We start from the raw sequence: 12,236 nt of genomic DNA, 5'->3' as shown, positions 1-12,236 counted from the left end.
GCGTCTTCCTCTTCTGGTTCCGTACGGGCATCCGTCCCGTGTCCTCGCGGACCCCCGGGTGGGGACCACTGCACCTGGGGTCTCTGGACACAGGGGTGCCCAGGTGGTGAGGCGCAGGGTGGATGTCGTTGCCAGGCTGCGGCCGGGGCCGTCGTTCTGCCTCGGCCGGTGCGACACCCTGAGCTTCGGGGGCAGCGGGGCTTCGCACAACCGCAGTCGGCCCACCCACGGCGGTGGAACCATCCCACCCACTGTGAGCTGCGGAAACAGGCGGTGCTGGGATGCCCTGGGATGCTGTCCCGGGTTCGCTCGGCCTTGAGTTGCCCCGTGCGCCTTGCGAGGGGGTGGGCGAGCTGCGAGGCTCCCCTCATGCCGGTCTTGGTCAGGGCTGCGGCGCGGGGGGACGTGCCCGCCCTTGTTCGCCTGCGTCTCGCGAACGCCGAGAGGCATGTCCAACTCGATCCGGCCATCTACCGCGTGCCCGACGTCGAGGCCGTGCGCAAGCACTTCGAGGAGGTGCTTGCTGCCGAGGCCACCGTGCTGGTCCTGGTCGCCGAGAGGGTGGGCGAGGTGGTGGGCATGGTGGAGGTGGTCCTGCTGGCGGATCCCCCGGAACATCAGATCCTGGCGCCCCGGCGTGCGGCCGAGATCCACACCGTCGTCCTGGACGGGCATCGCGGCGAGGGCGTCGGGGCGGCCTTGCTGGCAGCGGCGGAGAAGGCCGCCGCGGAGCGCGGTGTGGTGATCCTCTATGCCGGCATCTTCACAGCGAACAGGGAAGCCGTTCGCTTCTACTCCTCGGCCGGGTTCGGGCCGCGCGGGACCCTGCTGAGCAAGGAGCAAGGCGCGACTTCGGCGGGCTGACGCGCCTTCGGCCGGCGGGCAGGCCCGTGCGGTCGGCCATGGCTCGGTAGGCGTCCGGTGTCCGGTCGAGGGCGAAGGTCTGGTCGAAGAGGCGGCCGCCGGGGGCGGCGTCGCCGATCGCTTCCGCGCACGCACACGGCCGCCGTGCGCACCACCGCGTCGGACGGATCGACGCTCTTCGGGTCGGGTCGGTCCTCGACGCGGACGTCACAGGCTCCGTACGTCTCTGAAGAGTCAGAACACGGATCCCGGTTGCGGGCCTAGGAGTCCTAGGCTAAAACTAATGCACCTAGGAAAGTGGGGTGCGCATGGTGCGGGCAGGGCTGACGGCCGAGCGGGTGGTGATCGCGGGCGCCGAGTTGGCGGACGAGGTCGGCTTCGATCGGCTGACCATGTCTCAGGTGGCGCGGCGGCTCGGGGTGAAGGATGCGAGTCTCTACGCGCATGTACGCGGTCTTGAGGATCTGCGAGGGCGGATCGCGCTGTTGGCCTCGGACGAGAAGACGATCCGTATCGCCGACGCGACGGCCGGGCGGGCGGGCAAGGACGCGCTGGTCGCGTTCGCGGACGCGTGGCGTGACTACGCCCGCCGGTACCCGGGCCGCTATACGGCGACGCAGATCCCGATCGCGATCGATCCCGTGCTGGCCGCCGACGCGCCGGGGCCCCGACGTGCGGTCGAGCTGGCGTACGGCATGCTGCGCGGCTACGGACTGGCCGAACCCGATCTGACCGATGCGGTCCGCCTGCTGCGCAGCACGTTCCACGGGTTCGTCGCCCTGGAGGCGGCAGGCGGCTTCGCGCACAGGCGCCCGGCGCAGGATTCCTGGGTCCGTACCCTCGACGCCCTGCACACCCTTCTGGAGCACTGGCCCTCGTCCGAGGAGGGAGGCCGGGCATGACCGAGCCGACCGTCGGATCCTTGCGTGTGAACGGCGCGACCCTGCACTACGAGGTGCGCGGCCAGGGCCCGCTCCTGCTGTTGGTCCCGGGAGGAACGGGCGGCGCGGCCTCCCTGGCCGCGGTGGCCGGCGACCTGGCCGACACGCACACCGTGGCGACCTACGACCCACGCGGCATGTCCCGCAGCGTGCTGGACGATCCCGAGGCCGAGCAGACGGTCGAGGAGCACGCCGAGGACGCGTTGCGGCTGCTGAACGTGTTGTCACCCGATGAGCCCGGCCGGGTGTTCGGCGCCAGTTCGGGGGCGATCACCGCCCTGCATCTGCTGATCGCCCACCCGGAACGCCTGGCGCGTGTCGTCGTGCACGAGCCGCCGGTGGTGGAGGTCCTCCCGGACGCCTCCGCGCACCGCGCGCTCCTCGCACGCGTGCGGGACGCGTTCCGCGAAGAGGGGCCGGCGCCGGCGATGGCCGTGTTCGCCGCAGGGCTGCGGAAGGACGGTGGCATCGCCGAGCCCCGAGCTGAGGTCGTACTCCCGCCGGAAGCGGCGGCACGGGCCGAGCAGACCAGGGGCGATCTGCCGTACTTCGTCGGACGCATCGTGCCGAGCTTCATGGCCTACTCCCCCGACGTCGACCGGCTCACGGCCGTGTCGGACCGGCTCGTGCTCGCCTGCGGGCAGGACTCGCGCGGCGAGCTTCCCTACCGTCCGGCGGCGTTCCTGGCCGAGCGGCTCGGCCAGGAACTCCTTCACTTCCCCGGCGGGCACATCGGCCTGACCACGCACCCCACCGCGTTCGCCGAACTCCTGCGCAAGGCCTTCCACTCCTGAGGGCTGTCCCGGGGGCGGCAACCGGAGCGAGCGCCCCCCCCGGGGGGGATGTCAGGGCTCGACGGAGTCCGCCGAGGAGCGGTCCCAGGCGATGCGCGCCGCGTGGTCCATCAACTCCACCAGGTCCGGGGCGGTGGAGTCCTGGTCGAGATGGCGGTACTCCGTGCTGAGGGTGATCGCGAGCCGTTCCGGAAGGCCGAGGCCCGGATAGCGATCCTCCTCGATCAGGGTGCGCGCCGCTTCGACGGCGGTCCGACCCTGACGGTGCATCACATGTGCCTGGTGCGCCAGGTCGTCGAGGTAGGTGGCGTGGGTCCGGAGGTCGATCGGGGTCATCACCGGGCCGTGGCCGGGCACGATCCACTCCGGGTCGAGGGCCAGGATCCGTTCGCAGGCCGCGGAGACGCGCTCCAGGGGGCCGGCCCAGTGCGAGGGGTGGTCCCCCGCGAAGACGATGTCGCCGGCGAAGACCACGCGCCGCTCGGGCAGATGGACGATGAGGTCGCCGACGGTGTGGGCCGGACCGACCTCGTGCAGCTCGACGGGCACCTGGCCGACCGTCAGATCCAAGCGTCCGGTGAACATCGTGGTGGGTGGGAGAACCCGTACGTCCGAGAAGTCGAACCTGCCGAAGTGCTCCCGGAGGTACCGGCCGAGCGGCTGGTCGGGGTCGGAGTCGTGGATGAGGGCCCGCAGATGCTCGGGGCGCGGCTCCAGGCACTGGTGCGCGAGGGTGGCGTGGGTGGAGATGATCTCGGCGCCGGGAAGCTGCTGAAGCCCCCAGGTGTGGTCGCCGTTGGCGTGGGTGACGGCGACCCGGTCCAGCACGATGTCCGAGCCCGCGGCCGCACGGGCGGCCGCGAGGAAGTCGTCGGTCAGGGCGGGCGTGTAGGGCGTGTCGATGACGAGGCCCTGTCCCCCGGAGACGACGAGGCCGCAGTTGGCCAGACCCCATGCCGCCTCACGGCCGGGCTGCCAGGCGAAGACGCCGGGCGCGATCTGCTTCAGGTCAGTGATTGCCATGACCATGCATTGTGCGCGACGCGGGCCGCTCGGAAGAAGTCACTTCGCCGGGACGCCCCCGTGGGCATGGCCGACGAGATCCGGTCGTGCCTGGGTCGGTTCGGAGGCGACGAGCAGACAGAGAGCCACGGAGGGCCACAGGCGGGGCCACCGAGCGAACTGCCTCGGGTGGTGGTGCCCCGGGGCGGGGACGCAGCCGGAGCACCGTCGTCCGGCCCGGGCCGCACATGTGCGGCACACGGCCCGCATCGGGTGATGTGACCTGAATCGGCCCCCCACGACGGGAACGTCGTTTTTCTCCGCGAAGGTGAGGGAATGCCTGCAGGATGATCGCACCCACCCGGCTGACAGGCAGCGGGGCGGCATCCCTGACCGGTGGTCCCGGTCTGCCGGGTGCGCGATCCGAGCGACGGCGAACAGCGGGCGGGAGTGGGCAGGGTGGCGCATCCGAGTCGGCGGGGCTTTCTGCGGGGTGGCACCGCCGCGAGCATCGGCCTGGCCCTCGCCGATACACCGGCAGGGGCCCGGGCGGCGGTCCCCGCGCGGGGCGATGCCGGGCCGGGACGCAGCGCCGACCTCGGGGGCGTGCGCGCGGCCACGGTGCAGTGGATGAGCCGTGTCCCGGGCGCGACGGACCTGCGCGACCTGTCGATTCCGGGAACGCACGAGACGTGCGCCCGGTTCAGCGCGGGCAGCGCCGGTTTCGCACAGTGTCAGAACCGGGACCTGCACTGGCAGTTACGGGCCGGGGTGCGCTACATCGACATCCGCTGCCGCGTGTACGGAGACATCTTCACCCTCCACCACGGCGCCTACCACCAGGACATGGTCTTCGGGGACGTCCTGCATGCCTGCCGGGACTTCCTGGCCACGTATCCGACGGAGACCGTCCTGATGCGGATGCAGCAGGAGTACTCCGGCGACGCGGCGGCGTACCGGAGGATCTTCGCGAACTATCTCGACGCGAAGGGATGGCGCCCGTGGTTCCACATCAGCCCTTCCTTCCCGACCCTGGACCAGGCACGGGGAAAGATCGCGCTGATGTCCGGATGGCCCTACCTGGACGAGGGGCTGCGCTTTTCGGACGAGAGCCTGTTCTCGGTCCAGGACGACTACAAGGCCCCACCGACCGGGCGCAAGCAGCGGGCCGTGGACGAGCAACTGCGTGCCGCCTAGTGGAAGTCCCACGGGCGCCGGATGTACGTCAACCACCCCAGCGCGACCGGGGCCGGCAGTACGGTGTGGACACCCTGGGCGTATGCGAGGGAGATGAACCCCTGGACGCGGAGGCTCCTGGAAGGCGACTACTTCTACAGGACGCACCGCGCCGGCATCGTGGCCATGGACTACGTCGACAGCCCCGACGGCGACTGGGACGCGGGCGACATCGACATGACCGCGTCGGTGACCGCATGAACCCCTTCAGCCGGCCCGCGCTGCGGACGGGAACGTCGTACGTGATCTGGAACAAGGCGACCGGCAAGGCGCTGGACGGGGGCACGGCGCAGGCGTCCGTCGTCCAGTGGACGTACACCGGACTGCCGCAGCAGCGGTGGACCCTGGAGGAGGGGTACGCCGGCGGCGTGTACCGGCTGCGGTGTGAGCGCAGCGGACAGTTCCTCACCTGCCGTTCCGGCTCGGGTGCCACGCAGGAGACCACGGATCACCACTTCTGGCGGATCGAGCCCGCCCAGGACGGCGCGTTCCTGCTCCACCAGGACTACGCGGGCTCCTTTCTGCACACGCCGGACGCGAACAAGGACAGTGGCAGACAGCCGCGGCTCGGGGGGGAGCAGCTCCTGCGACCAGAGCCACTGGTACTTCGACGAGCGTGTCCAGGTGCGGTAGACGCCCCTCCCCGAAGAGAACACCATCACCGGATCCCGAAGGAGTCGCCACGTGACAGGACCGACGACCGCCCGTAGCCGGGTCTCCCGAAGCCTCGCCCCCGGGGCCCCGCGCAGACAGGGGCGGCGCCGAGGGGGCACGGTGCCGCTCGCGACCCTGGTGATCGCTCTCTTCGCGGTCCTGTTCGCCTCGGTCACCCCGGCGGCCGCGACCGGGGGTGCGCCCGCGCGCCGCGAGAGGCCGGCCGCGGCAGGTGAACTGCACGCGGTCGCCACCGGGCTGCGGGCGTGCGACAGCAGTCGGCGACCGGTCGTCATGGTGCACGGGTTCACCGGGGACCGAGGGGTCTGGTCGACCATGACCCAGAAGTTCGAGGAGGACGGCTACTGCAAGGTCTACTACTACGACTACCCGTCGGGGCCGGGCCCGTTCGTGCACACGTTGGAGGAACTCGCCTCCGGCTTCGGGTGGGCGGTACGCGAGGCCCTGGGCGGCCGGTCCGTCGATGTCGTCGCCCACTCCATGGGCAGTCTGATCACCCGTCAGGCGATCAGGTACGACTTCAACGGATCGGGGGAGCACGTGCCCGCGCTGGGTTCGCAGGTGGCCCACTGGGTGTCTCTCGCGGGCCCGAACCACGGAGCGAAGAACGAGTGGCTCAACGCCTTGTGCGGCACCATGACGTGCGGGCCGCAACTGACCGGCATGAAGCGGAACTCGGCCTTCCTCGCCAAGCTCAACTCCGGCACCGAGGCGCCAGGGCCCACGCAGTACCTGACCTACCGCACTCCCGGCGATGAGCAGGTCGACGAGGACAGTGTGCCGCTGACGGGGAACGCCGAGAACCGGCGGATCGACCTGCGGCATGCCAGGGGACCCTCCACGATCCACAACAGGTTCATGGGGAACAGCGAGGTCATCAGCGGCGTCCTCGCCTTCTTCAAGCACGGCCCGACCTCGGACATCGAGCAGTACAAGCCGTACAGGATCGCCGCCGAGCACAGCGGGAAGATGATGGACGTCCGGGATGCCGCCGGTGCCCGCGGAACCCCGGTCCAGCAGTACCAGGCCAACGGTACGAACGCCCAGGTCTGGGAGTTCTTCCAGGGATACGCGCCCGGTGTGTACAACATCCGGTCCGGTGTGGACTTCTGCCTCAAGGAGCAGGACGCGCAGGCCGTCCTGGGCGACTGCAGCGGCGGCCACACCTACTGGCAGGCCGTGCCCGCCGGCGACGGCTCCTTCTACCTGAGGAACGACTTCAGCGGCACCTACCTGGACGTCCCCGGCCACTCCCACGCGAACTCGGTGCAGCTCATCACCTACCGCTTCACGGGCGGCACCAACCAGAGATGGCGACTGTCCCCGGCCTGACCGGCCCGGGAGCCGCCTGCGCGAGGCCGGACCTCCGCCCGGCCTCGCGCACCGCCCGGCATCCCGCGGGCGGACGGGTCAGCGCAGTCCGGCGAAGAGATCGTTCTCGGGCACGGCCGCGCCGGTGGCGTCCTGGACACGTACGAACGTCTCCATGCCCATGAACTCACCGAACCTCTCCTTGCCCATCCTGAGGAAGAAGATGTTCTCGCCCTGGCTGGCGTGCGCGGCCAGCGCGTCGAACTTCTGACCACTGAAGGCGGTGGTGTCCACCCACGTGGTGATCTCGTCGTCGGGGAGCCCGATCTCGGCCAGCGCGGCGGCCTCGGCCGGATCCGGCTCCGGCATGTCCTCCTGGAACTCGCGCATGATCTCGCCGAACCGCCGGATCATCGAGCGGGGCATGGTCGTCCAGTACACCTTCGGTGTCAGCTCGGTCATCTCCAGCGCCGCCATCGTGATGCGGTGGGCCTGGATGTGGTCGGGGTGGCCGTAGAAGCCGTTCTCGTCGTAGGTGACGACCACATCGGGGCGGTAGTGCCGCATGAGCTCCGCGAGACGGGCGGCGCCCTCCGCCACGGGGGTCTGCCAGAAGGCTCCCGGGGCGTCGTTGCTCGGCCAGCCCGTCATCCCGGAGTCGGCGTAGTCCAGCATCTCCAGTTCGCTGATCTTCAGGACCTCGCAGCTCGCCTCGAGTTCCTGACGGCGCATCGCGGCCACGGCCGCCGGATCGTGCCCCGGATCGCCCGGCTTGACGCCGCCCGGTCCGTCACCGCAACCGCCGTCGGTACACGTCACCAGAACCGTACGGATTCCTTCCGCCGCGTACTGCGCGAGGATCCCCCCGGTACCGGTGGCCTCGTCGTCGGGATGGGCGTGCACCGCCATGAGCGTCAAGGGCCGGTCGGTCATTGAAACAGTCCTCCTGCACAGATATGTCTTGGTCGGAGTGCGCGGCGGTCGTACCGCGATCCCGGGGCCCGGAACCTGTCGGCGCGGACGACCTCGCGGTCTCCGTGTTCCCCGCATGTGCGGTGCCGGTCCCCCGGTCGATGCAACAGCGTCGGCCGGACCGGCTGTTCCCGCCGCGGCCGTCGACCTTCCACGCGTCGCGTTGCGATGCGGTGAAGGTGGCGGTACGACGCCCGGAGGACAGTGCCGGATCCCACACCGGCCGGAAGGTCCACGTGCCGGGGAGGACCGGGCGCCGCGCGGCCTGGGAGCGCGCTCGGCCGGCAGCGGGGCCGCGTCCAGGCCGGGAGGCTTCTGAGGCTCGTCCCGCCGTCTCCTCCTACTCGCCGTTGTCGACGTCGGTGACGGTGCCGTCCTTGATGTAGCGGGCGAGGTTGAGATCCGGTGCGTCGAACCTCTCGCGGACCCCCTCCCCCCACAGCACGGACTGGGTGCCCTCGTGCTTGACCAGGCCGGGGTTGACGCCGAGCTTGAAGCCGCCGGGCAGCGGCTCTCCCTGGCGGTACGGCAGGAAGTCCAGCGGGCTCTCGCCGTCGGCCGCGTACACGACGCAGTCGGAGAGGATCGCGACCGGGTACCGCCCGGTGAACGCCGCGTGCTTGACGATCTTGCGGTGCAGGTTGATCCGGGTGCGGGAGATGACCGCCGCGCGGATGTCCGGCCGCCACGTGGGCCGGGACAGGGCGCGCCACGGCTCGCCCGGCCGCCAGCCCTCACCGCGCGGGCGCTCGCGGAGCTTGCCCAGACCGCCCTTCACGGTCGCCTTGACGGCCGAGAGGACGATCGCCAGCTCCGGGTCGCGGGATCTGTGGTCGCCCATCGCCGTCAGGAAGTCGGCCGGCGGCAGGTCGGCGTCGACGCCCAGGTCGGCCATCGTGGCGAGGTAGGCGTCCCGGAGTCGGTTGTACCAGCCGTCGAGGTAGCGGCCGTTCTCGCGCCGCACCCACGCCTCCAGGGGGCGCACCTCGTAGCCGAGTTCCACCGCGTACGCCACGGTGGGCGTCGCGTACCAGGCCGGCCCCTCGGGGTGCTCGCCCTTCGGCGTGAACGGGCTGGGCAGCAGGGAACCGTCCAGCTGCGTCCACTCCTTGCCGACCTTCACCCTCGACAGGTCGACGTGGCTGAGGTCGACCAGCCACGAACCGGGCAGCTTCGGGTCGAACACCGGCGCCTCGACGTGGGTGGGCGCGCCGAGGCCGACGACGAGGCCGTTGGCGCCGGCCGCGAAGGCCATGTTCACGTCGATACCGACCAGATGCCGCAGGGTGCACTCGTCGTCGGTCATCGGCCGCGCCCAGTCGTACGCCTCCTCGAACAGCTTCTCCGCCGGGCCGCGCACATGGAAGCGCGGAAGATCCTTGAGCAGCGGGTGTCCGTCCGGGGCCTCGCACGGCGCGCAGTCCACCGGGTCCGTGCCGAGCGAGCCGGGGTTGTGCTCGGAGTGCCGCCGGCCCTCGGAGTCGGGCTCGGAGGCGCGGGTCGCCGGGTGCAGCGCGGTCATGAGTTCCAGGCCGGTGACGGCGGTCGATCCGCGCGGCGTCATCACCCGGGACGCGTACACGCCCAGGACACGGGCGAGTTCGGCCGGCGGGAGCTGCCCGGCGTCACCCCAGTGCCGGGTGTCCAGCGCGTTCCACGACGGGACGCACAGCTGCACGCAGGCCCGCTCCGAGCCGGTGGCGGGGCGGTAGATCCGCGCCCACGGTCCGAGGCCGCGCTTGGTCAGCTTCCACTCCGCGCGGGCGAGTTGCCTGACGACCTTGTGTCCCTCCGGCAGGCGCCCGGCGAGCCGCTCCTCCTCCGTGAGGGTGACGGGCAGGCCGTAGCGCTCCAGGGCGGCCTCGGTGAGCACGAGCAGCGGGTCGGCGTTCCTGCCCGGCCCGGTGAGCTTCGGCTGGCCCAGCCTTGCCTCGCGCAGCGTCCAGTCCACCAGGGCCGGGAGCGACGTGGCGGGCACGTCCAGGACCAGGCCGCCGACGCAGTACGCCAGCGCCTGGCCGCCGTCGACGTCGACGACCGCGAGCGGGCCGTTCTCGAAGCGCGGGTCGGTGCCGTCGGCGGGGGTGCCGGGCGGGGCCGTCCTCCGCGCGCCGGGACGACTCGACGTGGAGGACGGCCTGGTGGTGTGCGCCGGGCGGGCCGGGGCGACGGGGGCGGGAGCAGGGGGCGGGGTGTTCTCGGTCGCCGTCGCGGCCGAGGCCTCGACGGGGCGCTCGGTGGGCGGAGTTCCCGCCGGCGCCGGGTCGGGCGCGCCGGTGCGCGCGGCGGGCACCGGGGTGGTCGGCTCCTCCGGCGGGGGGTACAGCTCCGCGAGCTGCCGCAACAGTCGTGCGTACGCCTCTCGTTCCGGGCCGCGCGGCTCGGTCGGCTTCTTCAGCGACTCCCAGCCGGACACCGTGGCCCTGCGCACCTTCAGCGCGCCGGCGACGTCGTCCAGCGTCAGGCCGTGCGCGGTGCGCAGCCGCTTGCGCTCCTCCACCGACGGCAGCGAGGAGCGGGACGCGATCAGCGCGTCGACCGCGTCGAACAGCTCGGACATGACACACCTCCTGGTCCACAACCTACCGCACGGACCGTACAACTCACGTACGTTCACCGTACGGATTGCGTACGGTGGTGCGGTTTTCGCGTGGCCGGTCAGGGGGGAGTCGCCAGGAGTGCGACGCATGGTCCCGGTCCGATCGGGCAGATATGACGGGTCCACGCCAACCTCATCCCGGAAGGCTGTCACGTGAAGCGCACGTCCTGGGCTTTCTTATCGGCTCTGACCATCTTGCCGCTGGCGTTGTCCAGCTCCGTCGCCGTCGCGGGGCCGCCCGCCCCCGGCGGCACGACGGACACCGCCTGCACCTACACGTCCGCGGTACCGGCCGACCACTTCAAGGGCATCCCCGTCTTCGACGCGAAGAAGGCCGCGAAGCCGTACAGCGCGACGCTGCGGACGAGTCAGGGCGCGGTCACCTTCAAGGCGCTGACCGACAAGGCCCCGTGCACCACCTTCTCGTTCCGGTTCCTGGCCTCGCACGACTACTTCGACCGCAGCCACTGCCACCGGCTCACCACACAGCGGATCTTCGTACTGCAGTGCGGCGACCCGACCGGCACCGGGAGCGGCGGCCCCGGATACTCGTTCCCGGACGAGAACCTTCAGGGCGCCACCTACCCCGCCGGAACGGTCGCCATGGCCAACGCCGGCCCGAACACCAACGGCAGCCAGTTCTTCTTCGTCTGGAAGGACACCAAGCTCTCGCCCAACTACACGCCCTTCGGCCAGGTCACGCGCGGGCTCGATGTCCTGCAGAAGATCGCGGCGGCCGGCGAGGACGACCAGAACAACCCCGGCGACGGCTTCCCGAACCTGCCGGTGAACATCCGGCACGTCACCATCACCACACGCTGACCGGTCGGCGGGGAACGGGACGCCCGGCGCCCTGGTTCCCCGCCACCGCATTCCGTCGGGCTCCCGCATTGCCCGCGCCGAAGCCCGCCATTCTTCGAGCGAATGGAAGAGCCCCCTCCACACACTTCCTCAAGCGAAGCTCAACTGTCGCGCATTCACATCGGCTTCACTTGCATCACAAGATCACCATCGGGTACTAATGGTGATGCCGCGCCGCTCCCTGACCAGGAGCTGCTCAACGTGTTCATGGGGGAATCCGAGTCGCCACCGAATCCCGGCGTATTGCCTGCCGGCGTCGCGACCAGAATACGTGACGCGCTTTCTCCCACCGCCTTGCTCCGGAATTCCTCAGGGGCAAGGCCGCGTCGCACCCCATGAGCGGCACCAAATAAGAGACACAAGGAAAACAATAAAATGAGAATGCATATATCTCGGACGCGTTCGGCGTCGCACACGCACGGGGGCGTTCTGCGTGGCGCCGCCATCGCGGCCACCGTCGCGATGGCCCTGGGAGCCGCGGCTCCCCTCGCGGAGGCGTCGGAGGCGCAGAACAGCGCGTCGTCGGTGTCCCAGCCTGCCGCGGCTGCCGCCGCGGCGGCGAAGGCGGCCTCGGAGTCGTCGGACATGAAGTTCACCGCCGCCGAAGTGCGCGACCTCGTCAAGCAGATGAAGGCCGACGGCGCGAGCCCCGCCGAGACCGAGCAGTTCGAGCTCTACGCCGCGTCCCTGGAGTCCGGCGCGCACCCTGGCAGTTCGTTCCTCGGCATGGGCACGATCGTGCGGAAGCTGATCATCGCCGCCTTCCGGCACGGCGGCACATGGCTCGGCAAGGTGCTCAAGCACGTCCACCCCAAGTCGGCCAAGTACGCGGGCAAGTACGGCGGCAAGATCGCCGACGCGATCGAGAGCGTGGAGGGCTGGGGAGAGCACGCCCTGGTCATCGCCCTGGTCAGGGCCGGAGTGCCCACGGACGTGGCGAAGGATCTCGCGATGGCCATCATGCTGGTCGCGTTCTGAGCC

The 12,236-nt window shown here is 70.8% G+C and carries 12 protein-coding genes; 9 read left to right on the top strand and 3 right to left on the bottom strand.

What is annotated here, in order from left to right:
- Positions 1 to 369 precede the first annotated feature (369 nt).
- The 3 genes from AB0C59_RS21380 to AB0C59_RS21370 all read left to right on the top strand — a co-directional run bounded on the left by AB0C59_RS21380 (position 370) and on the right by AB0C59_RS21370 (position 2,599).
- A complete protein-coding gene (locus tag AB0C59_RS21380; protein WP_363006822.1) occupies positions 370 to 864 on the top strand; it encodes a GNAT family N-acetyltransferase in 495 nt (164 codons plus the stop codon).
- Between the two features lie 308 nt (positions 865 to 1,172).
- Positions 1,173 to 1,766, top strand: a complete 594-nt coding sequence (locus tag AB0C59_RS21375) for a TetR/AcrR family transcriptional regulator (protein ID WP_363006820.1) — start codon at positions 1,173 to 1,175, stop codon at positions 1,764 to 1,766.
- Complete coding sequence (locus tag AB0C59_RS21370) at positions 1,763 to 2,599, top strand: alpha/beta hydrolase (RefSeq protein WP_363006818.1); 837 nt, start codon at positions 1,763 to 1,765, stop codon at positions 2,597 to 2,599. The genes AB0C59_RS21375 and AB0C59_RS21370 overlap by 4 nt, the downstream gene beginning before the upstream one ends.
- Positions 2,600 to 2,650: 51 nt before the next feature.
- On the opposite strand, the gene AB0C59_RS21365 is transcribed toward AB0C59_RS21370, so the two are convergent.
- A complete protein-coding gene (locus AB0C59_RS21365) occupies positions 2,651 to 3,622 on the bottom strand; it encodes an MBL fold metallo-hydrolase (RefSeq protein ID WP_363006816.1) in 972 nt (323 codons plus the stop codon).
- A gap of 609 nt (positions 3,623 to 4,231) precedes the next feature.
- Here AB0C59_RS21365 and AB0C59_RS21360 point away from each other — a divergent pair.
- From AB0C59_RS21360 to AB0C59_RS21345, 4 genes are all read left to right on the top strand, one after another.
- The gene (locus AB0C59_RS21360) at positions 4,232 to 4,798 is read left to right on the top strand and encodes a phosphatidylinositol-specific phospholipase C domain-containing protein (RefSeq protein WP_363006814.1); all 567 of its coding nucleotides are present in this window, start codon (positions 4,232 to 4,234) and stop codon (positions 4,796 to 4,798) included.
- 93 nt (positions 4,799 to 4,891) lie between these two features.
- The gene (locus AB0C59_RS21355; RefSeq protein WP_363006812.1) at positions 4,892 to 5,038 is read left to right on the top strand and encodes a hypothetical protein; all 147 of its coding nucleotides are present in this window, start codon (positions 4,892 to 4,894) and stop codon (positions 5,036 to 5,038) included.
- A complete protein-coding gene (locus AB0C59_RS21350) occupies positions 5,035 to 5,547 on the top strand; it encodes an RICIN domain-containing protein (protein WP_363006810.1) in 513 nt (170 codons plus the stop codon). The genes AB0C59_RS21355 and AB0C59_RS21350 overlap by 4 nt, the downstream gene beginning before the upstream one ends.
- Positions 5,522 to 6,844, top strand: coding sequence for an alpha/beta fold hydrolase (locus AB0C59_RS21345; protein WP_363006808.1), 1,323 nt, complete (start codon positions 5,522 to 5,524; stop codon positions 6,842 to 6,844). The genes AB0C59_RS21350 and AB0C59_RS21345 overlap by 26 nt, the downstream gene beginning before the upstream one ends.
- 78 nt (positions 6,845 to 6,922) lie before the next feature.
- On the opposite strand, the gene AB0C59_RS21340 is transcribed toward AB0C59_RS21345, so the two are convergent.
- Both AB0C59_RS21340 and AB0C59_RS21335 read right to left on the bottom strand, forming a co-directional pair.
- The gene (locus AB0C59_RS21340) at positions 6,923 to 7,756 is read right to left on the bottom strand and encodes a PIG-L family deacetylase (protein WP_363006806.1); all 834 of its coding nucleotides are present in this window, start codon (positions 7,754 to 7,756) and stop codon (positions 6,923 to 6,925) included.
- Between the two features lie 379 nt (positions 7,757 to 8,135).
- Positions 8,136 to 10,355, bottom strand: a complete 2,220-nt coding sequence (locus tag AB0C59_RS21335) for a helix-turn-helix transcriptional regulator (protein ID WP_363006804.1) — start codon at positions 10,353 to 10,355, stop codon at positions 8,136 to 8,138.
- A gap of 192 nt (positions 10,356 to 10,547) precedes the next feature.
- Here AB0C59_RS21335 and AB0C59_RS21330 point away from each other — a divergent pair, with 192 nt between their 5' ends.
- Together AB0C59_RS21330 and AB0C59_RS21325 are read left to right on the top strand one after the other, a co-directional pair.
- A complete protein-coding gene (locus AB0C59_RS21330; protein ID WP_363006802.1) occupies positions 10,548 to 11,216 on the top strand; it encodes a peptidylprolyl isomerase in 669 nt (222 codons plus the stop codon).
- Between the two features lie 420 nt (positions 11,217 to 11,636).
- Entirely contained in the window at positions 11,637 to 12,233 is a 597-nt protein-coding gene (locus AB0C59_RS21325) for a hypothetical protein (protein WP_363006800.1), read from the top strand.
- The last annotated feature ends 3 nt before the right edge of the window (positions 12,234 to 12,236 follow it).

The sequence above is a fragment of the Streptomyces sp. NPDC048664 genome (assembly GCF_040650555.1).
GTDB lineage: Bacteria > Actinomycetota > Actinomycetes > Streptomycetales > Streptomycetaceae > Streptomyces.
This window is presented reverse-complemented; position numbering and strand designations above follow the sequence as displayed.

Bases quoted from the DNA above. Each gene is read 5' to 3' on its own strand.
- AB0C59_RS21375 (WP_363006820.1), top strand. From the start codon at position 1,173: ATGGTGCGGGCAGGGCTGACGGCCGAGCGGGTGGTGATCGCGGGCGCC.
- AB0C59_RS21370 (WP_363006818.1), top strand. From the start codon at position 1,763: ATGACCGAGCCGACCGTCGGATCCTTGCGTGTGAACGGCGCGACCCTG.
- AB0C59_RS21380 (WP_363006822.1), top strand. From the start codon at position 370: ATGCCGGTCTTGGTCAGGGCTGCGGCGCGGGGGGACGTGCCCGCCCTT.
- AB0C59_RS21355 (WP_363006812.1), top strand. From the start codon at position 4,892: ATGAACCCCTGGACGCGGAGGCTCCTGGAAGGCGACTACTTCTACAGG.
- AB0C59_RS21365 (WP_363006816.1), bottom strand. From the start codon at position 3,622: ATGGCAATCACTGACCTGAAGCAGATCGCGCCCGGCGTCTTCGCCTGG.
- AB0C59_RS21335 (WP_363006804.1), bottom strand. From the start codon at position 10,355: ATGTCCGAGCTGTTCGACGCGGTCGACGCGCTGATCGCGTCCCGCTCC.
- AB0C59_RS21325 (WP_363006800.1), top strand. From the start codon at position 11,637: ATGCATATATCTCGGACGCGTTCGGCGTCGCACACGCACGGGGGCGTT.
- AB0C59_RS21340 (WP_363006806.1), bottom strand. From the start codon at position 7,756: ATGACCGACCGGCCCTTGACGCTCATGGCGGTGCACGCCCATCCCGAC.
- AB0C59_RS21360 (WP_363006814.1), top strand. From the start codon at position 4,232: ATGAGCCGTGTCCCGGGCGCGACGGACCTGCGCGACCTGTCGATTCCG.
- AB0C59_RS21350 (WP_363006810.1), top strand. From the start codon at position 5,035: ATGAACCCCTTCAGCCGGCCCGCGCTGCGGACGGGAACGTCGTACGTG.